This is a genomic window from Sphingobium sp. D43FB (assembly GCF_002312805.1).
Classification (GTDB): domain Bacteria; phylum Pseudomonadota; class Alphaproteobacteria; order Sphingomonadales; family Sphingomonadaceae; genus Sphingobium.
This window is the reverse complement of the sequence record NZ_NMUA01000001.1, coordinates 358,668-385,257: the sequence shown is the minus strand read 5'-3', so window position 1 is coordinate 385,257 and position 26,590 is coordinate 358,668. Positions and strand designations below refer to the sequence as shown.

At 64.4% G+C, this 26,590-nt stretch carries 21 protein-coding genes; 12 read left to right on the top strand and 9 right to left on the bottom strand.

Going from position 1 to position 26,590, the window contains the following annotated elements:
* Positions 1 to 86: 86 nt before the first annotated feature.
* From SxD43FB_RS01715 to cobA, 9 genes are all read left to right on the top strand, one after another.
* Complete coding sequence (locus tag SxD43FB_RS01715; protein WP_096060715.1) at positions 87 to 2,399, top strand: beta-L-arabinofuranosidase domain-containing protein; 2,313 nt, start codon at positions 87 to 89, stop codon at positions 2,397 to 2,399.
* Positions 2,400 to 2,498: 99 nt separating this feature from the next.
* A complete protein-coding gene (locus SxD43FB_RS01710; RefSeq protein ID WP_096060714.1) occupies positions 2,499 to 3,080 on the top strand; it encodes an ANTAR domain-containing protein in 582 nt (193 codons plus the stop codon).
* The gene (locus tag SxD43FB_RS01705; protein WP_096060713.1) at positions 3,077 to 4,291 is read left to right on the top strand and encodes a CmpA/NrtA family ABC transporter substrate-binding protein; all 1,215 of its coding nucleotides are present in this window, start codon (positions 3,077 to 3,079) and stop codon (positions 4,289 to 4,291) included. The genes SxD43FB_RS01710 and SxD43FB_RS01705 overlap by 4 nt, the downstream gene beginning before the upstream one ends.
* A 219-nt stretch (positions 4,292 to 4,510) precedes the next feature.
* Positions 4,511 to 5,755, top strand: coding sequence for a nitrate/nitrite transporter (locus SxD43FB_RS01700; RefSeq protein WP_096060712.1), 1,245 nt, complete (start codon positions 4,511 to 4,513; stop codon positions 5,753 to 5,755).
* A gap of 79 nt (positions 5,756 to 5,834) precedes the next feature.
* On the top strand, positions 5,835 to 7,043 hold the full coding sequence (locus tag SxD43FB_RS01695; RefSeq protein ID WP_096060711.1) for a hypothetical protein: 1,209 nt from the start codon (positions 5,835 to 5,837) through the stop codon (positions 7,041 to 7,043).
* 204 nt (positions 7,044 to 7,247) lie between these two features.
* Positions 7,248 to 9,758 carry a nitrite reductase large subunit NirB gene (gene nirB / locus SxD43FB_RS01690; RefSeq protein ID WP_096060710.1) on the top strand — a complete coding sequence of 837 codons (2,511 nt, stop codon included), beginning with the start codon at positions 7,248 to 7,250 and terminating at the stop codon, positions 9,756 to 9,758.
* On the top strand, positions 9,758 to 10,099 hold the full coding sequence (gene nirD / locus SxD43FB_RS01685; protein ID WP_096060709.1) for a nitrite reductase small subunit NirD: 342 nt from the start codon (positions 9,758 to 9,760) through the stop codon (positions 10,097 to 10,099). The genes nirB and nirD overlap by 1 nt, the downstream gene beginning before the upstream one ends.
* A 121-nt stretch (positions 10,100 to 10,220) precedes the next feature.
* A complete protein-coding gene (locus SxD43FB_RS01680; RefSeq protein WP_096060708.1) occupies positions 10,221 to 12,830 on the top strand; it encodes a nitrate reductase in 2,610 nt (869 codons plus the stop codon).
* Positions 12,817 to 13,647 carry a uroporphyrinogen-III C-methyltransferase gene (cobA, locus tag SxD43FB_RS01675; protein ID WP_096060707.1) on the top strand — a complete coding sequence of 277 codons (831 nt, stop codon included), beginning with the start codon at positions 12,817 to 12,819 and terminating at the stop codon, positions 13,645 to 13,647. The genes SxD43FB_RS01680 and cobA overlap by 14 nt, the downstream gene beginning before the upstream one ends.
* On the opposite strand, the gene SxD43FB_RS24580 is transcribed toward cobA, so the two are convergent.
* The 8 genes from SxD43FB_RS24580 to SxD43FB_RS01640 all read right to left on the bottom strand — a co-directional run bounded on the left by SxD43FB_RS24580 (position 13,621) and on the right by SxD43FB_RS01640 (position 20,345).
* Positions 13,621 to 13,725, bottom strand: coding sequence for a DUF2474 family protein (locus SxD43FB_RS24580; protein WP_141249440.1), 105 nt, complete (start codon positions 13,723 to 13,725; stop codon positions 13,621 to 13,623). The two genes, cobA and SxD43FB_RS24580, sit on opposite strands and share 27 nt — an antisense overlap.
* A complete protein-coding gene (gene cydB, locus SxD43FB_RS01670) occupies positions 13,725 to 14,723 on the bottom strand; it encodes a cytochrome d ubiquinol oxidase subunit II (RefSeq protein ID WP_096060706.1) in 999 nt (332 codons plus the stop codon). The genes SxD43FB_RS24580 and cydB overlap by 1 nt, the downstream gene beginning before the upstream one ends.
* Positions 14,720 to 16,123 (bottom strand): cytochrome ubiquinol oxidase subunit I, encoded by a 1,404-nt coding sequence (locus SxD43FB_RS01665; protein ID WP_096060705.1) that lies wholly within the window; start codon positions 16,121 to 16,123, stop codon positions 14,720 to 14,722. The genes cydB and SxD43FB_RS01665 overlap by 4 nt, the downstream gene beginning before the upstream one ends.
* 63 nt (positions 16,124 to 16,186) lie before the next feature.
* On the bottom strand, positions 16,187 to 16,978 hold the full coding sequence (locus SxD43FB_RS01660) for a sulfite exporter TauE/SafE family protein (protein WP_096060704.1): 792 nt from the start codon (positions 16,976 to 16,978) through the stop codon (positions 16,187 to 16,189).
* Positions 16,975 to 18,555, bottom strand: a complete 1,581-nt coding sequence (locus SxD43FB_RS01655; protein ID WP_096060703.1) for a bifunctional protein tyrosine phosphatase family protein/NAD(P)/FAD-dependent oxidoreductase — start codon at positions 18,553 to 18,555, stop codon at positions 16,975 to 16,977. Before SxD43FB_RS01655 ends, SxD43FB_RS01660 begins: the two co-directional genes overlap by 4 nt.
* A gap of 28 nt (positions 18,556 to 18,583) precedes the next feature.
* Positions 18,584 to 18,994 (bottom strand): DUF6691 family protein, encoded by a 411-nt coding sequence (locus SxD43FB_RS01650; RefSeq protein WP_176482646.1) that lies wholly within the window; start codon positions 18,992 to 18,994, stop codon positions 18,584 to 18,586.
* The gene (locus SxD43FB_RS01645) at positions 18,994 to 19,431 is read right to left on the bottom strand and encodes a YeeE/YedE thiosulfate transporter family protein (protein ID WP_096060701.1); all 438 of its coding nucleotides are present in this window, start codon (positions 19,429 to 19,431) and stop codon (positions 18,994 to 18,996) included. The genes SxD43FB_RS01650 and SxD43FB_RS01645 overlap by 1 nt, the downstream gene beginning before the upstream one ends.
* Entirely contained in the window at positions 19,428 to 20,345 is a 918-nt protein-coding gene (locus SxD43FB_RS01640) for an MBL fold metallo-hydrolase (protein WP_096060700.1), read from the bottom strand. The genes SxD43FB_RS01645 and SxD43FB_RS01640 overlap by 4 nt, the downstream gene beginning before the upstream one ends.
* Before the next feature lie 101 nt (positions 20,346 to 20,446).
* Here SxD43FB_RS01640 and SxD43FB_RS01635 point away from each other — a divergent pair, with 101 nt between their 5' ends.
* Together SxD43FB_RS01635 and SxD43FB_RS01630 are read left to right on the top strand one after the other, a co-directional pair.
* On the top strand, positions 20,447 to 21,070 hold the full coding sequence (locus tag SxD43FB_RS01635) for a peroxiredoxin (RefSeq protein WP_096060699.1): 624 nt from the start codon (positions 20,447 to 20,449) through the stop codon (positions 21,068 to 21,070).
* The gene (locus tag SxD43FB_RS01630; RefSeq protein WP_096060698.1) at positions 21,067 to 21,456 is read left to right on the top strand and encodes a metalloregulator ArsR/SmtB family transcription factor; all 390 of its coding nucleotides are present in this window, start codon (positions 21,067 to 21,069) and stop codon (positions 21,454 to 21,456) included. Before SxD43FB_RS01635 ends, SxD43FB_RS01630 begins: the two co-directional genes overlap by 4 nt.
* Here the strand turns inward: SxD43FB_RS01630 and SxD43FB_RS01625 are convergent.
* The gene (locus SxD43FB_RS01625) at positions 21,451 to 23,487 is read right to left on the bottom strand and encodes a tetratricopeptide repeat-containing sulfotransferase family protein (protein ID WP_096060697.1); all 2,037 of its coding nucleotides are present in this window, start codon (positions 23,485 to 23,487) and stop codon (positions 21,451 to 21,453) included. The two genes, SxD43FB_RS01630 and SxD43FB_RS01625, sit on opposite strands and share 6 nt — an antisense overlap.
* A 367-nt stretch (positions 23,488 to 23,854) precedes the next feature.
* On the opposite strand from SxD43FB_RS01625, the gene SxD43FB_RS01620 reads away from it, so the two are divergent.
* The gene (locus SxD43FB_RS01620; RefSeq protein ID WP_255245568.1) at positions 23,855 to 26,569 is read left to right on the top strand and encodes a TonB-dependent receptor; all 2,715 of its coding nucleotides are present in this window, start codon (positions 23,855 to 23,857) and stop codon (positions 26,567 to 26,569) included.
* Positions 26,570 to 26,590 lie beyond the last annotated feature (21 nt).

Genomic DNA, 26,590 nt, shown 5'->3' with positions numbered 1-26,590 from the left:
ATGCTGGCGGTGGTCTTCCACCTTGGCATTTACTCATACAAAAAGAGGAGATAGGGTCGGCCCAACGACTGGATCAGGAGAGTGACATGGATTGGACGCGCCGCGCTATGTTGGGGGCAGGGGTTGCGCTCGGCACAATGCCGTCCTTTGCCTGGGCGGCGCGTGGCGCATCATCGCGGGCGACGCCCTTTCCCTTGTCGCAAGTGCGGTTGAAGCCGTCGATTTTCCTGACGTCGGTACAGGCGAACCAGCGCTATCTTCTGTCGCTGGATCCCGACCGGTTGCTGCATAATTTCCATTCCGGAGCAGGGCTGCCGACCAAAGGCGATGTCTATGGCGGGTGGGAATCGCGCGGCATCGCCGGGCACTCGCTGGGCCATTATCTGAGCGCGCTGTCGCTGATCTACGCGCAGACGGGCGATGCGCCGTTTCGCGACCGCGCCGCCTATATCGTGCGCGAACTCAAGGCGATCCAGGCGAAGCAGGGCGACGGTTATGCGGGCGGCACCACCGTCGAGCGCGACGGCAAGACGGTCGATGGCAAGATCGTCTATGAAGAACTGCGCAAGAGCGACATCCGATCGACCGGGTTCAGCCTGAACGAAGGATGGGTGCCGCTTTACACCTATCATAAGGTCATCGCCGGTGCGCTGGATGCGCATCACCATGCGGGCATCAAGGATGGCCTGTCCGTGGCGATCGGCCTTGGCGATTATCTCGGTACGATCGTGGAAGGACTAAGCGATGCCCAGGTGCAGGATATTCTGCGCACCGAGCATGGCGGGCTGACCGAATCCTATGCCGAATTGTATAAACGCACGGGCAATCGCCGCTGGCTGACCCTGTCCGAACGGATGCGGCATCATGCGATCGTCGATCCGCTCCTGGCCGGGCGCGACGAACTGGCGGGCAAGCATGCCAATACGCAGATCCCCAAGATCGTCGGCGAAGCGCGGCTGCATGAACTGACCGGCAATGCCGACCAGGCGAAGGTGGCGCAATTCTTCTGGGCCACCGTCACCAACGATCACAGCTATGTCATCGGCGGCAATTCGGATCATGAGCATTTCGGCCTGCCGCGGCAATTGGCCCAGCGGCTTGACCAGCAGACCTGCGAGGCGTGCAACAGCTATAATATGCTGCGGCTGACACGGCATTTGTACGGGTGGAACGGCGACGCGCGCTATTTCGATTTCTACGAGCGGTCGCACCTCAATCACATCATGAGCCAGCAAGACCCCAAGACGGGCATGTTCACCTATTTCACGGGGTTGGCATCGGGGATGGCGCGCGTCCATTCGAACCCGACCGAGGATTTCTGGTGCTGCGTCGGATCGGGCATGGAAAGCCATTCCAAACATGGCGAGAGCATCTATTGGAAGCGCGACGACGCGATCGCGATCAACCTTTATTATGCTTCGACGTTGAATGCGCCCGACGCGCAACTCGACATGGATACCGCCTTTCCGCTGGACGACAAGGTGCGGATCGCGGTGACGAAAGCACCGAAAAAGCTGGCGCTGCGCGTGCCCGGCTGGTGCGCTACCCCTGTGTTGCAGGTGAACGGCAAAACGGCGGGGGTCCGCGAAGACGGCTATCTGATGCTGACGGGCTTGAAGGCGGGCGACCAGATTATATTGTCGCTGCCCATGTCCGTGCGGGTCGAAGCGATGCCCGACGATGCCAAGCTGATTGCCTTCCTGAGTGGCCCCTTGGTGCTGGCGGGCGACATGGGGCCGCGCGAACGGTCGTGGGAGGGCGTGGACCCGGCCCTTGTCACCGACCAGAGCGCGCCGGCCCTGGTGGCGGCGGGCGGCCTGCACCATTATCGGCTGGGCGCACAAGGTAAGCCGGGTGACCTGACGCTGAGGCCCTTCTTTGCGCAGCATGACAACCGCACCGCCGTCTATTTCCGCCGCTTCGATACCGCCGAATGGCAGACCGAACGGGTGGCGTGGGAGAGCGCAGCCAAGGCGCGGGCGGACCTGGCCGCGCGCACGATCGACGTCATCCGCCTGGGCGAACAACAGCCGGAGGTCGATCACGGCTTTGCCGACAGTGGCGGATCGGAGGCGGTTTCGCACGTCGCCGACCGCAGCCGGATCGTGAACAAGGGCTTTTTCGCGTTCGACCTGGCCGTCGCGCCGGGGCCGCTGGCGCTGCAAGTCGTCTATAGCGGTGGCCAGCGCGACAAGGATTTCCGCATCCTGGTGGATGGCAAACAATTGGCGCGCGAACGGCTGACAGGCGACGTCACGTCCGCCCGCAATGTCCAGACCTATGCGCTGCCCGCCGACACGGGGCGGGGGCAGTCGAAGATCCGGATCCGGTTTGAGGCCGATGCCTGGCAGGGGGTGGAAGTCTATAGCGCGCGCACCATAAGGACGCAGATGACCTAAATAGGCGGGCGCTCCGGTGAGGCGATAGAGGCACCATCCCCCGCCTGATTGACGCGGTGCAGCATTGTCGTCACTCAGGGGCGAAGAGGCTTTGGATTGATGCGAATCGTCATCATCGACGACAGCGGCCTGCGCGCGACGGTTCTGGAGGAGGGGCTGCGCGAGGCGGGCTATGACGATATTCATATCGTGCCACCGCGCGGCGCTTTCGTCGCGCGGCTCGAACGCATGGCGCCCGACGTCGTGCTGATGGATCTGGGCAGCCCCAGCCGCGATACGCTGGAGGAAATGCTCATCGTCAGCCGGGCGCTGGCCAAGCCGATCGCGATGTTCGTGGACCAGTCCGACGATGCGATGATCGGCGCGGCGATCGATGCCGGGGTGTCGGCCTATGTCGTCGATGGGTTGCGCAAGGAGCGGGTCAAGCCGGTGCTGGAACTGGCAGTGCGGCGTTTCAATGCCTTTGCCAAGATGCAGAGCGAGTTGGACGAGGCGCGCACGGCGCTGTCGGATCGCAAGATCATCGACCGCGCCAAGTCAATCCTGATGAACCAGCGGTCACTGAGCGAGCAGGATGCCTATGCGTTGCTGCGGTCGGCGGCGATGAACCAGGGCAAGAAGATTGTGGAGGTGGCACAAGCGCTGATCACCGCCAGCGAGTTGTTGGGAGGGGGATTATGACGACGAGCCTGCGGATCGCCTTCCTGCCGCTGACCGATGCGGCCGTGCTGGTCGCGGCGCGCGAGCGGGGTTTTGCAGAGGCCGAGGGCATTGCGCTCGACCTGGTGCGGACCACCAGCTGGGCGACGCTGCGCGACCGGCTGGTCTATGGCCAGGTGCAGGCGGCGCATATGCTGGCCCCGCTGGCAGTCGCGGTGACCCTGGGGCTGAGCCAGCAGCCTGCCGCATTGGCCGCGCCCTACAAGCTCAACGTCAACGGCAATATGCTGGTGATGACGTGCGATTTCGCCGCTGCGCTGGAACCCGATGTGGCGGCGCGGCTGGCCGATCCGCTGGGGACGGCGCATGATTTCGCCGCCGCGATCGGGCTGTGGCGGCGCAAGCCGGTGATCGGCGTCGTCCATCGTTTTTCCAGCCATGCGATCATGCTGCGCTATTGGCTGGCGAGCGCGGGCGTGGACCCGGATCGCGACGTGGTGCTGCGCGTGCTGCCGCCGTCGCTGACGGTCGAGGCGATGCAGGCGGGCGAGATTGATGGCTTCATCGCGGGCGAACCCTGGGGTAGCGCGGCGGTCGAGGCGGGCCTTGCCGAAGCCGTGGCGATCGGCGAGCGGATATGGCGGCGGGGTGTCGAGAAGGTATTGGCCTTTCGGGAGGCGTGGGCGGAGGAAAATCCCGATACGGTCGATCGATTGTTGCGCGCGCTGGTGCGGGCGGCGGCCTGGTGCGATGATACCGCCAATCATGCCGATCTGGCCGGGTTGCTGGCGGCGCCTGCCTATGTTGATCAACCCGCCGATCTGATCGCGCGCGCTTTGTCGGGGCAGATCGTCGCGCGGGCGGGAGAGGCGCCGATCGCCAGCCCCGATTTCATGCTGTTCGCGCGTGAGGCGACGCCCTTTCCGTGGCGCAGCCAGGCGTTGTGGATCTATTCGCAACTGGTACGCTGGGGCATGGTCGATCATGATCCCGCGACAGTAACGAAGGCGGCGGCGGTGTTCCGGCCCGATATCTTCCGCCGCGCGCTGGCCGACAGCGATGTGCCAATGCCGGGCGCGAGCATGAAGCTGGAGGGGGCAGTGGGCATGCCGCTGGCGGTCGGATCGCGCCGGGGCGAGCTGACGCTGGGGCCGGACCGATTCTTCGACGGGCGGGTGTTCGACCCCGAACGGATCGACGAGTTTCTCGCGAGCTTCGCGCCGCCGCGTTGAAAGCAGGCGCAAAATTGTGCCTTGCAACATGATGCGAATCGGGAGATAGTATAGGCGTCGCGCGATGAAGCGCGCCTATACCCGGATGCGCTCTCCCAAGGACGGGACCGCCATCCCCATCCACATCGCAGCAAAGCCGCTGACCGGACTACGCCCTTCGTGCGTGCGTCCGGCCTGCGGCTTTTTTCGTGTCCATTTCCGTTTATTGGGGGACGTATCATGGCTACCGTTTATTGGGATCGCGACAAGGAGGGTGAACAGCCCGCCACCGCGATCAGCTTCTGGAAGGCCGGCCACACGCCGACGCTCATTGCCGCCTTTCTCTATTTCGACCTCGCCTTCATGGTGTGGGTGCTGCTCGGCCCGCTTGCGCCGATGATCGCACAGACATTGTCGCTGACCCCGGCCGAAAAAGGCCTGATGGTCGCCACGCCGACATTGATGGGCGCGTTGCTGCGCGTCGTGAACGGCCTGCTGGTCGACCGGATCGGGCCGAAAATGTCAGGCGCGATCAGCCAGTTGATCGTGATTGCCGGACTGTTTGTGGCCTGGCTGATGGGGGTCAGCAGTTTTGAAGGCACGCTGGCGCTGGGTGTCGTGCTGGGCTTTGCGGGTGCCAGTTTCGCGATTGCGTTGCCGCTGGCGAGCCGCTGGTATCCGCCTGAGCATCAGGGCAAGGCGATGGGGCTGGCGGGCATGGGCAATTCGGGCACCGTGCTGGCGGCTTTGTTCGCGCCGGGGCTGGCCAAATTATTCGGCTGGAACGCGGTGCTGGGCCTCGCCTGCATTCCGCTGACCATCGTGTTCGTCATCTATATGATCATGGCGAAGGACGCGCCCAACGCGCCGCCGCCCAAGAAGATGATCGACTACTTCCAGCCGCTGAAACAGGCGGATGCCTGGTTGCTGATGGCTTTCTATGCGGTGACCTTCGGCGGTTTCGTTGGCCTTGCCGCCAGCCTGCCGATCTACTTCACCGACCAGTTCGGCCTGACGCCGGTGATGGCGGGCTATTGCACCGCAGGCTGCGTATTCGCCGGGTCGCTAGTTCGCCCGATCGGCGGGGCGCTCGCTGACAAGATCGGCGGCGTAAGAACGCTGATGATCGTCTATCTGATCGCCGCGATTGCGCTCGCAGGAGTCGCCTTTGCCACGACGCTGGTGACGGCGCTTGGCCTTTTCGTCCTCGCCATGCTGGCGCTGGGCACGGGCAATGGGTCGGTATTCCAGCTGGTGCCGCAGCGGTTCCAGGCGGAAATCGGCGTGATGACCGGCCTTGTCGGCATGGCAGGCGGGATTGGCGGCTTCTACCTCGCCAGTTCGCTCGGCTTTGCCAAGCAACTGACCGGCAGCTTTTCGGCCGGCTTCCTGATCTTCGCGGGCCTTGCCATCGTCGCCTTCATCGGCGTCGCGCTGGTCAAGGCGCGGTGGCGGGCGACCTGGACCAGCGGCGCACGCATCTGACTTTGGAGGGGCGGGGGCGGACCGGCATAGCCAGGCCGCCCCCAGTCGTTATCGCGAAGTCCGAGGGGGACAGATTTCCATGCAGTATCTATTCGCAACGGCGGCCTCTCTGGCCGTCGCAGGGACCGCTTGTGCCCAGGAAGTGACGCTCAAGCCGATCGCCGAAGCGCGGTTGCGCTATGAACATGCCGATCAGGCGGGGCTGGCGACCGAGACATCCGACGCGCTGACCATCCGCGCGCGGGCCGGGCTGTCGGCGAGCAGCGGGGGCTTTTCCGCGATGGTTGTGGGGCAGGGGACGCTGGCTGCCATCGACGATTATTATGACGGGCTGAACGGGGCCGCGACCCGGCCGATCATCGCTGATCCCGAAAATATCGCGCTCTATATCGCCCAGCTTCAGTATAGGACCAAGGCGGTGACGCTGACCGGCGGGCGGCAGAAGATCTTGCTCGATGACGAGCGGTTCGTCGGCAATGTCGCCTTTCGCGATAATGGCCAGACGTTCGATGCTGTGCGCGCCGAGCTGACCCCGGCCAAGGGCCTGAAGCTCGACCTCTCCTATGTGTGGAGCGTGCGGACGATCTGGGGCTTTCAGGGGCGTGGGCCGCGGCAGCAGGCGGTGGGCGGCGACACGATCCTCGCCAACCTGTCCTATGCCACGCCGGTCGGTGCGCTGACGGGCTTTGCCTATCTGGTCGATCAGGATGAGGCGGCGATGCAGGGCTATCGGCTGTCGAGCCAGACCTATGGCGTGCGGCTGGCGGCGGCGCGGCCTTTGTCCAAGGCGGCGAAGCTCAGCTACCAGCTCAGCTATGCGCGCCAGTCGGACTATCACCGCAATCCCAACAGCTATAGCGCGGATTATTGGCTGGCGGACCTGACGTTGGACGTGAAGGGCTGGAAGCTCAATGCAGGCTATGAGGTGCTGGGCGCGACTAGCGGCACGCCGCTGACGAGTTTCCAGACGCCGCTTGGTACCAATTTCAAATTTCAGGGCTGGGCCGACAAATTCCTGACGACGCCTGCCAACGGCATTCGCGACCTCTATGTCGGCGGCGGCTATGGCTGGAAACAGGTGGGGCCGCTCAGCGGCGTGTCGGTGCAGGCGGTGTGGCATCGATTCGACAGCGACCGGCTGGACCAGCATTATGGTGATGAGATCAACCTGATCGCTTCGGCCAAGGTCAAGACGACCGCGCTGTCGGTTCGCTATGCCCGCTATGATGCGGACAGGATGGCGACCGATACGCAGAAATTATGGGTTCAGGCCGACTGGGCCTATTGATCGGGCGACGAACAGGAATCGCTTGAGGCATCGGGCGATTCTGTTATGGTGCAGTGGAAGAGGACAAAGCTGTCCTTCCAACCATAGCCGAAGCGATCCAGGGACGGATCGACCAGGCGCATATGATGGCAAAGCCGCCATCCTGACTTCCGGTTCTCACCGGGGGTCAGGATGGCGGCTTTTTTGTTTTCTGGAGTCACGAATATGGAATTTCAGATCGGAACGGAGCCGATGGCGGGCAGCGAGGCGGCGATCTTCGTCCCGTCCAACGATGCGCGCGAGCATCTGGTCGTGATCGGCAACGGCATGGCCGGGTGCCGCGCGGTCGAGGAACTGCTGGCGCGCGATGCGGGGCGCTATCGCGTCACCATCTTCGGCGCGGAACCGCATGTGAACTATAACCGCATCATGCTGTCGCCGGTGCTGGCGGGCGAAAAGACGTTCGATGAGATCATCATCAATGACCGCACCTGGTATGCGGACAATCGCATCGACCTGATCGTCGCCGATCCGGTGATCGCGATCGACCGGACGGCCAAGACCGTCACCAGCCAGTCGGGCCGCACCGTCGCCTATGACAAGCTGTTGATCGCGACCGGCTCCGACCCGTTCATCATCCCGGTGCCGGGCAAGGATCTGCCGGGCGTCATCAGCTTCCGCGACATGAAGGATGTCGACGCGATGCTGGACGCCGCCAATCGGGGCGGGGACGCGGTGGTGATCGGTGGCGGGCTGCTGGGGCTGGAAGCGGCGCAGGGCCTGACGCTGCGCGGCATGAAGGTCACGGTGCTGCACATCATGCCGACGCTGATGGAACGGCAATTGGACGAGGCGGCCGGCTGGCTGCTCAAGAGCGCGCTTGAAGCGCGGGGCCAGACCATCTTGACCGGGGCCGACACGGCGGAAATCTGCGGCGATGGCAAGGTCGAGGGCGTGCGGTTGAAGGACGGCACGCTGATCCCCGCCAGCCTGGTGGTGATGGCGGTGGGCATTCGTCCTTGCGTCGTGCTGGCGCGGGCGGCGGGACTGGACATCGGGCGCGGGATCAAGGTGGACGACCATATGGTCACCAGCGACCCGGACGTGCTGGCGGTCGGCGAATGTGTCGAGCATGACGGCAATGTCTATGGCCTGGTCGCGCCGCTGTGGGACATGTGCCGCAGCCTGGCCGATGGCCTGACCGACCGGCATACGGGCTATAAGGGCAGCGTCACATCTACCAAGCTGAAGGTGGCCGGGTTGGACGTCTTCTCCGCCGGTGACTTTTCGGGCGGCGAAGGGTGCGAAGACATCGTCCTGCGCGATGCGTCGCGCGGCGTGTATAAACGGGTCGTGGTGAAGGAGGATCGCGTCATCGGCGCGGTGCTCTATGGCGATACGGCCGATGGCGGCTGGTATTTCGATTTGCTCAAGCGCGGCGAAAATGTCGCCGACATTCGCGACCTGCTGATCTTTGGCCAAGCCTTCGCCTCTGGAGGAGGCGCGCTGGACCCTAAGGCGGCCGTTGCAGCGCTCTCGGACGATGCCGAGATTTGCGGCTGCAACGGCGTGTCCAAGGGTCAGGTCGTCGCCTGCATCAACGCAGGCGCATGCAGCCTGGACGCGGTTCGGGCCGGGTGCAAGGCGTCGGCGAGCTGCGGTTCCTGCACCGGGCTGGTCGAAACTATCCTGGCATTGACGCTGGGGGAGGATGTCCAGTCCGGGCCGAAGACGATGTGCAAATGCACCAGTTTCGGCCATGACGATGTGCGCCGCGAAATCGTGGCGCAGGGCATGACGTCGATCCCCGAAGTGATGCAGAAGCTGCATTGGTCAACGCCCGATGGCTGTTCCTCCTGCCGTCCCGCGCTCAATTACTATCTGCTCTGCGCGCTGCCTGGTGCCTATGTCGATGACCAGCAGAGCCGCTTCGTCAATGAACGGATGCACGCCAATATCCAGAAGGATGGCACCTATTCGGTGGTGCCGCGCATGTGGGGCGGGCTGACCAACCCGCGTGAATTGCGCGCGATCGCCGACGTCGTTGAAAAGTTCAACGCGCCTATGGTCAAGGTCACCGGCGGCCAGCGGCTCGATATTTTCGGGATCAAGAAGGAGGATCTGCCCGCTGTCTGGGCGGACCTCAATGCAGCGGGGATGGTATCGGGCCATGCCTATGGCAAGTCGCTGCGCACGGTGAAGACCTGCGTCGGGTCCGAATGGTGCCGCTTCGGTACGCAGGACAGCACGGGGCTTGGCGTCAAGGCCGAGCGGATGACCTGGGGATCGTGGATGCCGCACAAGTTCAAGATCGCGGTGTCGGGTTGCCCGCGCAATTGCGCCGAAGCCACGATCAAGGATTTCGGCATCGTCTGCGTCGACAGCGGCTATGAACTGCATGTCGGCGGCAATGGCGGCATCCATGTCCGTGTCACCGACCTGCTGTGCAAGGTATCGACCGAGCAGGAAGCGCTCGATTATTGCGCCGCCTTCACGCAGCTCTATCGCGAGGAAGCCCGCTATCTGGAGCGCACCGCGCCATGGATCGAGCGGGTCGGGGTCGATTATGTGAAGGCGCGGATCGTCGAGGATGACGCAGGCCGCGAGGCGCTGCGCGCGCGCTTCCTTTTCTCGCAGCAGTTCATGCAGGACGATCCCTGGGCGGAGCGCGTCGCGGGCGAACATGCCGAACTGCATCAGCATATTGCGCAAGTGCGCCCGTTGGAGACCGTATAATGACCGGAGACTGGCTCGATATCGGCTCGGTGGATCAGATCACGCCGGGCAATGCCCGCACCCTGCCAGTGCTGGGCGGCGAGGAGATTGCGATCTTCCGCACCACCAGCGGCGATTTCCATGCCCTCGTCAATCGCTGCCCGCATAAGCAGGGGCCGCTCAGCCAGGGGATCGTGCATGGCGGGGTCGTCACTTGCCCGCTGCACAATTGGAACATCTCACTCAAGACTGGCGAGGCGTTGGGCGAGGATAAGGGATGCGTGCCGGTGATCCCGCTCAAGGTCGATGCCGGGCGCATCTTCCTGTTGCGCGATGCCGTCATCGGGAAGCGCGCGGCGTGAAGGTCGAACTGAAATCACCCCTCCCTTTCATGGGAGGGGCCGGGGGTGGGGGCTATCGTCTTGGCCTGATGCTTGGGGCAGGCCCCCACCCCAACCCCTCCCCTGAAGGGGAGGGGCTATAATGACCAACCCTATCCGCACCACCTGCGCCTATTGCGGTGTCGGTTGCGGTATCTCCGCGACGCCGACCGGGCCGCGTGCCGTAACGATTGCGGGGGATGCGGCGCATCCGGCCAATGGCGGCAAGCTTTGTTCCAAGGGCACGCATCTGGGCGAGACGGTCGGGCTGGAGGGGCGGCTGCTTCATCCGATGATCGGCGACAAGCGGGCAAGCTGGGACAAGGCGCTGGACCTTGTGGCGAAGCGCTTTCGCGAGACGATCGCCAAGCATGGCCCGGACAGCGTCGCCTTCTACGTCTCCGGCCAGTTGCTGACCGAAGATTATTATGTCGCCAACAAGCTGATGAAGGGGTTTTTCGGGTCGGCCAATATCGACACCAATAGCCGCCTGTGCATGTCGAGCGCCGTGGCGGGGCACATGCGCGCGTTTGGCGAAGATGTCGTGCCTGCCAGCTATGACGATCTGGACGAGGCGGACTTGATCGTCCTCGTTGGCTCCAACACCGCCTGGTGCCATCCGGTCGTCTATCAGCGGATACAGGCGGCGCGCGCCGCGCGTGGCACCAAGCTGGTGGTGATCGACCCGCGTCGCACCGAAAGCTGCGAAGGGGCGGACCTGCATCTTGCCTTGAAGCCCGGCAGCGACGTGGCGCTGATGAACGGGTTGCTGGCCTGGATGGATCAGGCCGGGTTGCTGGATGGGGACTTTCTGCGCGATCGCGTTGCTGCGCCTGATGGCTTCTGGGAAGCGATCCGCGCGGGCCATGATTTGTGGACGACGGCCAAGGCGTGCGACCTGCTGCCTGCCGAATTGCAGCAATTTTACGAGATGTTCGCCGCGACCCCGCGCACTGTCACGCTGTTCAGCCAGGGGATCAACCAGTCGATCCGGGGCACGGATCAGGTCAATGCGATCATCAACGTCCACCTCGCCACCGGCCGCATCGGCAAGCCCGGTGCCGCGCCTTTCTCGATCACGGGCCAGCCCAATGCCATGGGTGGGCGTGAGGTCGGCGGGCTGGCGACGACGCTGGCGGCGCATATGGATTTCGCGCCCGACAATGTCGCCCGGGTCGGGCGTTTCTGGGCCGCGCCGAACGTGGCGACCAAGCCGGGGCTGAAGGCCGTCGACCTGTTTCGCGCGATCGACGAGGGGCGGATCAAGGCGCTGTGGGTGATGGCCACCAACCCCGCCGTCTCGATGCCGGATGCGGGGCGTGTGCGCGCGGCGCTGGAAGCCTGCCCGTTCGTGGTCGTGTCGGATGTGATAGCGACTACCGATACCGCCGTTCACGCCCATGTCCGCCTGCCCGCCGCCGCCTGGGGCGAGAAGGACGGGACCGTCACCAACTCCGACCGCACGATCAGCCGCCAACGCGCGCTGCTGCCGTTGCCCGGCGAGGCCAAGCCCGACTGGTGGATCGTCACGCAGGTCGCGCGGCGGATGGGGTGGCGCAACGCCTTCGCCTATGACCGGCCCGCCGACATCTGGCGCGAACATGCGCGGCTGACCGCTTATCAGAATGATGGCGCACGGCTGCTCAACCTGCGTGCGCAGGCGACGATCGGCAATGACGCCTATGCAGCGATGGCACCTTTCCGCTGGGGCGGGATGCCTTTTGCAGACGGGCGGTTTCCAACACCCGATGGCAAGGCGCGGCTGGTGCCGGTGACGCAGATGGCGTTGCAGGGACCGCTGCGCGGCTGGCCGATGACGCTCAACACCGGCCGCTATCGCGACCAATGGCATACGATGACGCGCACCGGCCTGTCGCCGAAACTGGCGCGGCATCGCGAGGAGCCTTTGGTCGAACTGCATCCGCGCGACGCGACGGCGTTGAGTATCGCGGATGGCGATTTGGCGCGGGTATCGACGGCGCAGGGGGAGAGCCTGTTCCGCGCGCGGATCAGCGACGGGCAGCGCCCCGGTGAAGTCTTCACCCCGATCCACTGGACCGATCAGCAATCGAGCGGCGGCCGCACCGGCTTGTTGCCGCGCCCGCTGGTCGATCCCCATTCTGGCCAGCCGGGGTTCAAATCCACCCCCGTCCGGGTCGAAAGGCAAGCGACCGAATGGAAAGGCTTTCTCATCCTGCGCGGGGCCGAACCCGTGCGCGTGCCATGCCTGTGGGCCACGCGGATCACGGTGCCGGGCGGCGCGCTCTATGAAGTGGCGGGCAATGGCGATCCGGCGCGGCTGGAAGCCTGCCTGCCCAAAGGCGAAAGGGTCGAGGCGATCGACCAGACGCGCGGCACCCGCCGCGTCGCGATCATCCGCGAAGGGAAACTCGCGGGCGTGCTGATCGTGACGCGCAGCGGCCTGTTGCCGACCCGCGACTGGCTGATCGGGCAACTCGCGGTCGAGGGCGTGGGCGCGTCCGTGCTGGCGGCACGCGGGCCGGGCAGTCAGCCCGACAAGGGCGCGGTGGTGTGCGTCTGCTTCGACATCGGCCTCAACCAGATCGTCGCGGCGATCCGCGACCAGCGTCTGGTCGATGTGCCCGCGATCGGCGCGGCGATCGGCGCGGGGACCAATTGCGGGTCATGCCGTCCCGCGCTGGCCAATATTCTCGTCCAGACTTCGCAGGAGACGTTGCATGCAGCCGAATGACCTGATCGCGCCGGGTGACGTCTGGCTGGTGGGCGCCGGGCCGGGCGACCCGGACCTGCTGACGCGCAAGGCGGAAAAGCTGATCGGCGCGGCGGACATCGTTTTTTACGATGCGCTGGTGGGGCCGGGCGTGCTGGACATGATCCCCGCTGGGGTCGAGCGCGTTAGCGTCGGCAAGCGTTCCGGGCGGCACAGTAAGCAACAGGAGAGCATCAACGACCTGCTGCTGGCCGCAGCCCGCGCGGGCAAGCGTGTCGTGCGGCTGAAAGGCGGCGACCCGTCGATCTTCGGCCGGTCGGCGGAGGAGATGGCGCATCTGGGCGAAGGCGGCGTGCGGGTGCGGATCTGCCCCGGCATCACGACGGCGAGCGCGGCGGCGGCGAGCGGCCATGCCTCGCTCACCTTGCGCGGCAAGGCGCGCGGGCTGACGCTGGTGACGGCGCATTTGAAGGCAGGCGAACCGTTGAAGCTCGACTGGGCCGCGCTGGCGCAGCCGGGCGGAACGATCGGCATCTATATGGGCCGGGCGGCGGCGGGCGAGATTGCCCGATCATTGATCGCGGCGGGGCGCGACCCGGAAACGCCGGTGATGGTGGCGGTGAATGTTTCGCTGCCCAGCGAAAGGCTGATCCGGGGCAGGCTGTCCATGCTGGCCTTCCTGGTCCAGACGATCAGCGATGATGATCCGACTTTGCTGCTGATCGGTGAGGCGGTCGCCAGCGCGAAATCTCAGGCCGGTATTCAAAGCCAGCAGCACTCTTGCGCACTGGAGCGCGACTCGGTCGCCCGATCAGAGCAGCCAGTGGCGCAGGGCTAAGGACAGCAGCCCAAGGGCTGCGATGCTTGCGGCCCAGATGCCGATGAACCAGCCGATTTGGCGTAGCTGTTTACGCATCAGTGATAGCCATCGCTGCCGACCTTGCCGCGGAACACCCAATAGGCCCAGGCGGTGTAGGCGAGGATGATCGGGACGAGTACCGCGCCGCCGACCAGCATGAAGAGCTGGCTGCGATAGGGGGCGGCGGCTTCCCAGATGGTGACGCGTTCCGGGATGACATAGGGCCAGATCGAGATGCCAAGGCCGAGCAGGCACAGGCCGAACAGGGCGAGCGCCCAGAGGAAGGGCTGCGCATCCTTGCGTTGGGAAAGGCTGCGGTAGAAGAGCGCGGTGACGATGATCGTCGCCAGCGGCACTTGCGCGGTGGCCAGCACGCCGGGCCATGCCAGCCAGCGGCTTTGGTAGCTGCCCTCCAGCGTCAGCGTGGCCAGGCTGACCGCGCCGATCACGACCAGCATGACGATGCCCAGCCGCCCGGCATAGGTCACGGCCTGACGCTGCAAGCCGCCCTCGGTCTTCCAGTTGAGCCAGCAGGCGCCCAGCAGCGCATAGCCGACCATCAGGCCAAGGCCGGTGAGCAGCGAGAAGGGCGAGAGCCATTCCCACCAGCCGCCCGAATAAGCGCGGCCTTCGACACTGATGCCCTGCAGCAAGGCACCCAATGCAATCCCTTGGGCAAAGGTGGCGACGGCGGACCCGCCGGTGAAGGCGCGGTCCCACCAGGCGCGGTGCGCCGGATCGCGCCAGCGAAACTCGAACGCGACGCCGCGCAGCACGAGGCCGAGCAGCATGGCGATTAACGGCGCATAAAGGGCGGGCAGGATGATGGCATAGGCCAGCGGAAAGGCCGCGAGCAGCCCGCCGCCGCCCAGCACCAGCCAGGTTTCATTGCCATCCCACACCGGCGCGATGCTGTTCATCGCAGTGTCGCGATCCTTGCCCACCTTGAACAGCGGGAAGAGCAGGCCGATGCCGAGGTCGAACCCGTCCATCACGACATAGGCGATGATCGCAAAGCCGATGATGGCAGCCCAGATGACGGTCAGGTCGATCATGCGTCGCCTCCTTCGATGGCGGGTGCGGGGGTTATGCCGGCGGTGCGGATCGGCGCACCGTCCAGCGTGCTTTCATGCGCTTCGGGCGGCTTCTTCATCAAGTGCAGCAGATACCAGATGCCCATGCCGAAGACGCTGAAATAGACGATGACGAAGGCCAGCAGCGATGCCGCGACGGCGGGCGCATCCAGTGGCGAGGCGCTTTGCGCGGTGCGGAGCAGGCCATAGACGGTGAAAGGCTGCCGCCCGACTTCGGTCACGATCCATCCCGCCAGCACGGCGACGAACCCGGAAGGCCCCAGCAATAGCGCAGCGCGATGCAGCCACGGCCAGTCATGCAGCTTGCCGCGCCAGCGCGCGATCAGGCTCCACAGGCCCAGCCCCAGCATCGCAAAGCCGATGCCGACCATGACGCGAAACGCCCAGAAGACGATCCCGACCGGCGGCTGATCGGCTTCCGGCACGGTGTCGAGCCCCTTCATCGGCGCATTGAGATCATGCTTGAGGATCAGCGACGATGCCTTGGGAATGGAGACAGCATAATCGACCCGCTTGTTGGCGCTGTCGGGGATGCCGAACAGGATCAGCGGCGCGCCATCGGGATGGCTGTCATAATGGCCTTCCATCGCCATCACCTTGACCGGCTGATGCTCCAGCGTGTTGAGACCGTGCATGTCGCCCGCGAAAATCTGGATCGGCGCGACGATCGCCGCCATCCACATCGCCATGGAGAACATGGTCCGCGCGCCGGGGTTGGTCCGGTCCTTGAGCAGATGCCAGGCCCCCACGCCGCCGACCGCAAAGGCCGTGGTCAGATAGGCGGCCAGGACGGTGTGGACCAGCCGATAGGGGAAGCTGGGGTTGAAGATGATCGCCATCCAGCTGGGACCGGGCAGGAACTGGCCGTTGGTGCCGATCTCGTAACCGGTCGGCGTCTGCATCCAGCTATTGACCGACAATATCCAGAAGGCGGAGATGAAGGTGCCGATGGCGACCGCGCAGGTGGCGGTGAAATGCAGCTTGCGCCCGACCTTGTTGATGCCGAACAGCATGACACCCAGGAACCCGGCCTCCAGGAAGAAGGCGGTCAGCACTTCATAGGCCATGAGCGGCCCGATGACCGGCCCCGCCTTGTCGGAGAAGACCGACCAGTTGGTGCCGAACTGATAGGACATGACGATGCCCGACACGACGCCCATGGCGAAGACGACGGCGAAGATTTTGAGCCAGTAGCGGAAGAGATTGGCATAGACGCCCTTGCCGGTGGCGAGCCACAGCCCCTCCAGCACCATCAGGAAACTGGCGAGGCCGATCGAAAAGGCCGGGAAGAGAAAATGGAAGCTCACCGTGAAGGCGAACTGGGCGCGGGCGAGGATCAGGGCGTCTAAGGAGTCGAACATTGGAAATGTCCTTTCGCCCGATCTTGTACCAGATGGGCAGGGATAAAGAGATAGGTCAGATTGTCAGAGGCCAGGCACGAAGGCAGCCGCGCTGCGCCAGAGCATGTAGAGGGCGACGACGAAGATCAGGATCGCAAAGACGGTGGTCAGCCGCCCGGTCTTGGCCCCCAGCCGCTCGGCCAGCCGCGTGCCGCCGACGCTGCCGACGACCCCGCCTGCCACGAACACCGCCGCGAGCGGCCAGTCGATCAGACCGGAAAAGGCATAGTTGGCCGCCGTGGTGAGGCCGAACGCCGTGACGGCGACGAGCGAGGTGCCGACCGCCATCAACATCGGCATACCGGTCGACGCGACCAGACCCGGCACGATCAGGAAGCCGCCGCCAATGCCGAAAAAGCCAGAAAACAAGCCCGACCCAAGGCCATAGCCCACCACCTTGGGCGCTTTTTCGCGATTGCATTCCGCGCCAGGATTACCCGCATTGCCGCGCCCCTTGAGCATCAGCACGCCGACCAGCAGCATGACGAGCGCGAACAGGGCCAGCAATTTGTCGCCATCCACCATCTTGCCAAAGGTCGATCCGGCGAGCGCACCGACGATGCCCGCTGCGGCATAGATGCCGCCGCAGCGCCATTTGACATGATGGGCGCGGGCATGGCTGGCCAGGCCCGTCGCGGCATTGATGGCAACGGCGAGCGCGCTGGTGCCGATGGCGACATGCGGGTTGGGCACGCCGACCAGATAGACCATCAGCGGCACGGCCAGGATGGACCCGCCGCCGCCAACCAGGCCCAGCACGAAGCCGACCAGGCTGCCCGACAGGCCACCCAGCAGATATTGGGTCAGGTCCATCATGACTGCGACTCGATCGGCTGGGGCTTGACCATCCACTCGCGGCCCTTGAGCATTCCATGCCAATAGACTGGCGGCAGGATGGTATCCTTGAGCAGCCAGGACAGGCGCGACGGGCGGGTGCCGTCGATCAGCCAGTTGGGGAAGCTGGGCATCAATTTGCCGCCATAGCCGAACTCGGCCAGCACGATCTTGCCGGCCTCGACGGTCAGCGGGCAACTGCCATAGCCGTCATAGGCGGCGACCGGGGGATGGCCATCAAGCGCGGCCAGCGCGTTCACCGCGACCACCGGTGCCTGCTTGCGCGCGGCGGCCATCGTCTTGGCATTGGATGCGGAGCAGGCATCGCCCAGCGCGAAGATATCGGGGTAGAGCGGGTGGCGCAGCGTCGCCTCGTCCACCGCGATGAAGCCGGATGGGGCGGCGAGCAGACTGTTGCGGATGAAGTCGGGCGCGACCTGCGGGGGGACGACATGGATCATGTCATAGCGTTCCGCCACGCGCCTGACGCCATCGCCGTCCGCCTGCTCGAAAATGGCGGTCTTGGCCGGGCCATCAATCTCCACCAGCTTCGACCCGAAGTTAAGGTGAATGCCGTAGCGTTCGACATAGTCCATGAGCGCCGGAACATAGGCGGCGACCCCGAACAAGGCTGGCCCGGCGGTATGGAACTGCACGTCGCTTTGCGCCAGCACGCCCGCCTTTTCCCAGCGGTGGCAGGACAGATACATCGCCTTTTGCGGGGCGCCCGCGCATTTGATCGGCATGGGTGGCTGGGTGAAGAGCGCGCGTCCGCCCTTGAACGCCTTGGCCAGGCGATGGGTATAGGGGGCCAGATCGTAGCGATAATTGGACGTGACGCCATCATGGCCGAGCGCATCGGCGAGGCCCGGAATGGCGTTCCAGTCGAGCTTGATGCCGGGGCAGACGATCAACACGCCATAGCCGATCCGCCGCCCGTCATCGAGCAGCACCTGTTTGTCATCGGGCAGGAAGCTATTGGCCGATCCCTTGATCCAGGTCGCGCCGCTCGGAATCAGGTGCGCCTCGCTACGCCGGGTAATGCCGCTGTCGAACACGCCCGCGCCCACCATCGTCCAGCCGGGCTGATAATAATGATCGTCGCTCGGTTCGACGATGGCGAGGCGGATGCCCCGGCGGCGCTTGAGGATGCTGGCGGCCGTGGCGATCCCGGCGCTGCCGCCGCCGATGATCAGGATATCATAAGAGGCGGCGTCCTGTCCGGCGACCAGTGCGTCCGCCATCGCTGCCAGCTTTTCGGCGCGGGCGCCCGACCGGCAATAGCCCAGCACTGGGCCGGGGAGGGTGTCGAGCGCGTGGCGCATCGCCTGCGCATCGGCATCGGTCATCGCGCCGGGGGTTACGGGGATGTGCGCGAAGGCGAGGCCAGCGGCTGTGGCAACCGCACCGATGTCCGCAGCGGTCGGCTGGCCATCCTCCTCGCCATCGGGGCGGTTGCAGATGATCGCGCGAAAGCCATCGCGCGCGGCCTGTTCGACATCGTGCGGCGTCAGTTGCGGGGCGGTGGCAAAGGCCGGGGTCAGCCGCTTGATATCCATGATGATCCTCCTTGGTCCGGCGTGCCGGTTATGGTCTTGACGTGACGCGGTGCAGCGCCATGCCGCCCAGCATGGCCAGCACGAACGGAGCGACCGCCGCCGGGGCGAGCGCCAGGCTGGCGAGGGCGGGGCCGGGGCATAGGCCGCCTATGCCCCAGCCGATGCCGAACAGGATCGCGCCGAGCGCGAGCTTCCCGTCGATCCCGCGTGTTTCGGGCAGGTTGAACTGCTGATCGGCGATGGGGCGCTCGATCCGCTTCTGCACCATCCAGGCGAGCGCCATCGGGATCATCGCGCCGCCCATGACGAAGGCCAGCGTCGGATCCCATGGTCCCAACAGGTCGAGAAAGGCGCGCACCCGCATCGGATCGGCCATGCCCGACAGAACAAGGCCTGCGCCGAACAGCGAACCGGACAGTAGCGCAAGGATGATCCGCATCACAAAAGCCCCGCCAAACGGAGGATCGCCACGGTGGCAAAGCCGCTGCCCATGAACAAAGCGGTGGCGGTGAGCGAGCGGCGCGACAGGCGCGATACGCCGCATACGCCATGGCCGCTGGTGCAGCCTGATCCGAGCCGCGTGCCATACCCGACGATCAGGCCGGCAAAGATCAGCAGGCCGGGCGCGGGGTAGCTGGCCGGGACGCCGCCTGACAGCAGCGCCACGACCAGCGCACCCAATGGCAGGCCAAGGATGAAGGCGATGGCGACGCTGCGCGGTGCGCCGCCCTGCGTGAAGCCAACGGCCCGCGCCGCAAGCCCGCTGACGCCCGCGATCCGGCCGAGGCCGAGCAGCATGATCGCCGCCGCCACGCCGATCATCAGCCCGCCGATGATTCCCGCCACCGGCTGCGCATCGGGAAAGCCGGGGATCATAGCTGGTTCACCGGGATCTTGAGATAGGCAACGCCATTATCCTCGGCGACCGGCAGGTGGCCCGCGCGCATATTGACCTGCACCGAGGGCAGGATGAGGCGCGGCATGTCCAGCGTGCGGTCGCGCGCTTCACGCATCGCGACGAATTCGTCTTCGGTTATGCCGTCATGGGCGTGGATATTGGCCCGGCGCTGGTCCGCCACGGTCGTTTCCCAGACATAATGGTCGCGGCCTTCGGGCAGATAGTCGTGGCACAGGAAGAGCCGGGTTTCGGGCGGCAGTTCCAGCAATCGGCGCATCGAGCGGAACAAGGTGCGGGCGTCGCCGCCGGGGAAGTCGGCGCGGGCGGTGCCATAATCGGGCATGAACATGGTATCGCCCACGAACACCGCATCGCCGATCACATAGGCAACGCAGGCCGGGGTGTGGCCCGGCACATGCAGCACCGTGACCGACAGGGTGCCGATCGCGAAACTGTCGCCATCGGCCCACAGATGGTCGAAGTCCGATCCGTCGCGCGGAAATTCCGCGCCGACGTTGAACAGCTTGCCGAACATATGCTGCACTTCGCAGATATGCGCGCCGATCGCGATCTTCCCGCCCAGCTTCTGCTGGAGATAGGGGGCGGCCGAGAGATGGTCGGCATGGGCATGGGTTTCCAGATGCCAATCGACGGTCAGTCCTTCGGCCTCGACATAGGCGATCACCGGATCGGCGGACGCGACATTCGTGCGGCCGGAGGCGGGGTCATAGGTCATCACGCTGTCGATCACGGCGGCGCGGCGCGTCTGCGCATCATGCACGACATAGGTCACGGTGAAGGTCGGCGGATCGAAAAAGGCCTTGATCACGGGCACGCCTTCGCGAGCGGCGAGGATCTGCGTCTGGGCTCTGGTCAGTGCGGGGTCGGACATGCGACTCTCCTTTAGTTTCATATTTACATGAATAATGTATATGTCTAGATAGAGGTCGTCAAGGGGTTGCCTTGGGATAGCCAGAATTGCAGGACGGCAGCATGAGCGAAGTGATGACAGATGGACGGCGGCCGGTGCGGATCGGCGACATGGCCCCCGATTTCCGCGCCCGATCGACCAAGGGCGATTTTCAACTCTCGGCGTTGCGTGGCCAATGGGTGATCTTCTTTTCGCACCCCGCCGATTTCACGCCGGTATGCAGCACCGAATTCGCCGCGCTGGCGCGGCGGCAGGCGGATTTCGACGCGCTCGATTGCAGGCTGGTGGGCCTGTCGGTGGACAGCCTCTACGCCCATATCGCCTGGGTTCGTGCGTTGCGCGATCTGTTCGACGTGGGAATCGACTTTCCCATCATCGAAGACCCGAGCATGGCGGTAGGCCGCGCCTATGGCATGATTGATGACGCCGCCGTCGACAGCGTGGCCATGCGCTCTACCTTCTTCATCGATCCGCAGGGGGTCATCCGCGCAACGACCTGCTATCCGCATAATGTCGGTCGCTCGGTGGACGAGATGCTGCGCCTGTTGCGCGCGCTGCAGCGGGTCGATGGCGCAAGCCACCTGACGCCCGAAGGCTGGACGGACGGTCAGCCGCTATTGCTGCCCGCCGCCGACGGGAGCGATGCGGCACCCGACTGGTTCTGCCGGTTCGAGGCATCCACATGAGCGCGCTCTATGTCGATCGCGATGCCGCGGCGTTGGCCGCTGAAAAGATCAAGGTCTTCGCCCAGCCGCAGCGGTTGATGATCCTGTCCTGCCTGCTGCGCGGCGAACGCAATGTCGGCGAGATCGCCGAGATCACCGGCATCGGCCAGCCCGCGCTCAGCCAGCAACTGGCCGAACTGCGCCGCGCCGACCTGGTGCAGAACCGCAAGGAGGCCAAGCAGGTCTGGTACATGCTTGCCGACGATGGCGTGGCGCTGTGCGTCCGCACGATCGAGGCGATATTCGCGGGCGATGGCACGGCCGAGAGGCTGCTCCCCCCACTGCCGTCGGTGGCGGATAAAGGCATGACGGCTCAGGGCGTCGCGGGCTTCGCGCGGATACTATAGCGGCGGTGGATCGCGATAGGTCGTGACCAGCGGCCCCAGCGCATCGGCCAAGGGGCCAAGCCAGGGTTCGAAGCGCCGCCAATGATCGACGCCATCGGCATAGATGGGCTGGCGCACCTGTTCGGAACTGGCGGTGCGCACCGCGCGGTCGCTGCGCCAGAAGTCCAGGCATGGCGCTTCGAACGGCAGGCTGAGATAGGTCAGCAGCCGATCGACCTCGCCCGGCATGTCGGCGACCATCTGTTCGTAGATCAGCCGATGGACGCGCCCCGGTGCGGCTGCGTCATAAGCGGTCATCAGCGCCACATAGTCGCGATAATAGCGGCCGATGTCGGTCAGATCATAGGTGAAGGCCTGGCCGCGCGCGAAATGCTGCTTCCAGCCTGACAGACAGCAGCCCATCGGATGGCGACGCGCGTCGATGATTTTCGCGTTGGGCAGGATCAATTGGATCAGGCCGACATGCTGCCAATTATTGGGCATCTTGTCGATGAAATGCGGCTTGGCACTGTGGCGATGGACGCGCGTGCCCTCGATATATTCCTCGCCCAGGCGTAGCCGGTCGGCGGGGGTGAGCGCGGCGACCATAGAGGCGAAATCAGGAAATTCGCTGTCATCCACGCGCGATTGCAGGCGGCTGGCGATCACCATCATGTCGGGCAGTTCCATCGTGCCTTCGACCTGGTTGTGGCAGGAAAGGATCTGCTCGATCAGGGTGGAGCCGGAGCGGGGCAGGCCGACGATGAAGATCGGGTCGGGTGCGGGGCAACCGCCAGCACCCCGCGCGGCGATGAAAGGCGCGGTGAAGGTGGTGGCGACGGCGCGCACTTCGGCGGAAAATTCGTCGGCATCATGGCGCACCATCGTCCGGCGCAGGCGATTGCCCGCATCATAATGGCGGAAGGCGGCGGCATAATCGGCCGCATCCTCGAACGCCTTGCCGAGCGAGAAATGGAGGTGGAAAATATCCTCCTGTCCGTCCGCCGCCTCCGGCTCCAGCGACGCAAGCGCCTGCTCCATCGCCGCAATGTCCTGCGCGTCGAACCTGACGGTCTTGAGGTTGGCGAGGCTCCACCAGGCTTCGCCCATGGTCGGGCGATAGCGAACTGCCTGGCGATAGGCGTGGACGGCATCGGCCTGTTTGCCGAGCGTCTTCAAGGCGTGGCCGAGATTCTGCCAGACCTGTGGCTGGTCGGGCTGATCCGCGAGTAGGCGTTCGTAAATGGCCCGCGCGCCATCCTGATCGCCCAGCCGCACCAGCACCGATGCCTTGATCAGCGCGTAGCCGGGATTTTTGAGCGGCGACCTCTCCAATATCTCGGCATGGGCCAGCGCGTCGGGCAGGCGGTTGTTCTGGAGCAGCAGCCGGATCAGGAAATCGCGCGCCAGATCGAAGCCGGGGGCCAGCCCGACGGCGCGCTCGACCAGCGCCAGCGCCCGGCTCATGTCGCCGCGCCGCCAGCAGACTTCGCCCAGCAGGCGGCTGGCGGCGGCGTCATCGGGCAGGCGGTCGATCCGCGTGACAAGGATCGCTTCGGCATCGTCCAACCGGGCTTCGTTCATCGCGATCGCGGCTTCCAGCAGGTCGCGGTCGCGCGACGAGGCGTGGATGCCCGACAGGTCGGCACGCCAGGCCTCCGTTTCGCGGCCTACCATGCGCAACAGCCGGGCGAGCAGGAACCAGCCGCCCGCGACTGAGGGCTGCTGGCGGGTCAGCGCTTCCAGTGCGGCGATGGCTTGGGCGGTATCGCCTGCTGCTTCGGCGGCCTGGGCCAATTCCCACCCGATGGCGGGGATGCGCGGATATATGCGGCCAAGAGCGGCAAGGCGGGGCAGGGCGTCTTCGGGTCGGCCCAGATGCCGCAACGCCTGGCAGGCGAGCAGTTCCGCCTGCGGCAGGCCACCGGTTCGGGCGAGGAGGGCTTGCGCCTGCGTCACCGCGAGATCGGGGCGCGTTTCGACCAGACCGGCAATCTGCGCCAGTGCAGATTCGATGGTGCCTGTTGCGGCAGCGGCAGACGCGTTTCCCATAGCACCCCGAAAATTGTGCGATTGCACAAAAGGCTATGCCGATTGCAGCGTGCCGTCGAGTGGGCGCGTCATAAAAGTTCAAAAAATGCGTTTTCACCCGCTTGACAGCGCCCGTCTGAGTGGCAGTATCCAATTTAGGACAGTCGTTCGAATTGCTGCGTGAGCGAACTGTCTCATAAAAATATCATGTTCGGCGTGGTCGTTATTCGGCCGCGACCCCGAAAGATGCGTCTTTCGGGCAGGGGGTTTTGCGTGTCTTCGGCGCGGTGAAGGCAGGCGCATGTCATGATTTGCAAGGTTAAGACCCGGTCGCCGGGCACTGCAACGGGAGAGGCCATGACGCAACGCGTATAAGGGGGGACTATCCATGGCCATCAGATTTGGCTCGCGACGAGTGCGTAATTTGTGCGCGCTGGGCGCTACGACATGCCTGACGCAATTGGCGCTCGCGGCGCCAGCCTTTGCCCAGACCGAAGCACCGGCAGAGGCCGCCGCCGCCGATCCATCATCGGGCCTTAGCGAAATCGTCGTGACCGCGACGCGCAGCGCGCAGAGCATCCAGAAAGTGCCGATCTCCATGCTGGCGCTGGGTGCCGAGACGCTGGCGGAGCGCCAGGTGAAAGGCTTGAGCGATTTCGCCGCGCTGCTGCCCTCCGTCTCGTTCGAAGGCATTGGGCCAGGCCGCAATACCGCCTTTTTCCGCGGCATCGTGCCTGCGGGCGGCGCTTATGCATCGGTCGGCTATTATCTGGACGATATTCCAATCACCGGCACCGAAGTTCCCGACATTCATGCCTATGACCTGGAGCGGGTCGAGGCGCTGGCGGGGCCGCAGGGCACGCTCTATGGCGCGGGGTCGCTCGCGGGCACGATCCGCCTGATCACCAACAAGCCTAAGCTCGACAAGTTCGAATTCGGCTATGACGTCGAGGCCAATAAATATGGCAAGGGCGATTTTGGCGGGCAGCTCGAATCCTATATCAACGTGCCGCTGAGCGACACGATGGCGGTGCGCGCCATAGGCTATTATCGGCGCGATGGCGGCTATATCGATAATATACCTAATAACGGCCTGCTCAATAATGGCGCGCCGGCGGTCTATACGCTGGGCGACAATAACCCGGCGACCTTCTTCAATCTCGACAATAGCGACATCGCCAAGGATGATTATAACACGATCAAGGAATTTGGCGGCCGCCTGCAATTGCTGTGGGAGCCCGTCGATGGCTGGGCGATTACCCCGGAAATCACGGCGCAAAAGCAGGTCGCTAATGGCTATTTCGGTTTCGACCCGCGCGTCGGCGATCTGGAAGTCCATGATTATGACAAGACCCGCAACGATGATCGCTGGTATCAGGCAGCGCTGAGCATCCATGGCCATATCGGCGACTGGGACGTCGTATCGGCGACCGGCTATTTCAAACGCCGGACCCGGACGCTCAACGATTATACTTATTATACCGTCACCTATGACGGGTTCGGCGCAGGCTATGAAAGCTATCTGCAGTTTTTCGACAATTGCACCGGATCGGGCGCGGCACAGCAATGTTCGCTGATCGACCCGACGCAATATTATCATGCGGATACGCATCGCAACAAGTTCACGCAGGAATTGCGGATTTCGACGCCCAAGGAATGGCCTTTCGACGTGACGTTCGGTGCCTTCTACCAGCGGCAGAAGAACGAGACGAACACCTATTATGCCATTCGCGGGCTGGATACGATCACGGGCTATACCCAGACCGGTGGCGGCGATGTGCCGGGCGGGCTGATCGGCGTGCCAGGCATGTATGGGATAGATTATGACGAAGACGGCAATCCCTTCTTCGATACCAGCAACGTCATCAATGCCAACGGCAACCCGCTTGGCACGATGATATTGGGGACGCAGGCGGTGAAGGGCGACGGCTTCTACATCACCGAGCAGAACCAGCTCTACCATGACACCGCGATCTTTGCGGAGGGGCATTACAACATCACCCCGACGCTCAAGATCACCGGCGGCATCCGCTATTTCTGGACCGATTATGCGGTGAAGGGCTTTGCGGGCGTGGCGGGATCGGCGGCCAATACCATTACGTCGGTCTATGTTCCGACCGGCGAGATGGGTTGCCCCACGCCGCTTCCGGCCGAGCGCCTGCAATGTCTCAATACCAATTTCCGCGCAGCCGATCAGACCGGGCGCTACAAGGAGGATGGCGAGACGCACAAGATCGCGCTCGACTGGCAGTTCCAGCCCGACAAGATGGTCTATGCCAATTACTCGACCGGTTTCCGCCCCGGCGGCTTCAACCGACCCCTGCGCATCCGCAATTTCGGCCCGGTGGATGTGGCCCCGTTCAAGTCCGAAACGCTCACCAATTTCGAGCTGGGCGTCAAGACGACGTGGAACAACATCTTCCGCTTCAACGCCGCCGTCTATTATGAAAAATGGAATAATATCCAATATGGCGTTGTCGTATCCGGCGCGCAGGGCGCGGGCATGACCGGCAATGCGGGCAAGGCCGTGGTGAAGGGCATCGAATATGATGCCGATTTGAAACTCGGCAATGTGACGCTCTCGACCTCCGGCGCGTATAATGACGGCAAGCTGAAGGGCAATTTCTGCAACTTTGCGCTGGATCGCGACACATCGAGCATATCCCAATTGTCGACATGCACGTTGGGCGAATTCGTGCCCGACTCTGACCCTCCCACGCCCCAGGTCGCCGCTGCCGATGGCACCCGGCTGCCGCGCCAGCCCAAATTCAAGGGCACGACGTCGATCCGTTACGACACCTATATGGGCGATTATGCCGCCTATATTCAGGGCGCAGCGCTCTATCAGACCGGCGCGACGCAGGATCTGAACGTCGCCAGCAATGCGCTGCTCGGCAATACTAAGGGCTTTGTCAGCTTCGATTTTTCCGGTGGCATCAAGAAGGATAGCTGGAGCCTGACGCTGTTCCTGCAAAATGCCTTCGATAAGCGGGGCGAATTGACGAAAAACACTTTCTGCTCGATCGACTTCTGTTCCGGCTCGGCGCGGACCTTCACGATCAAGCCGCAATTTTTCGGGATTCGCTTCGGGCAGAAATTCTGACGGTTAGCGTCACCGCATGAT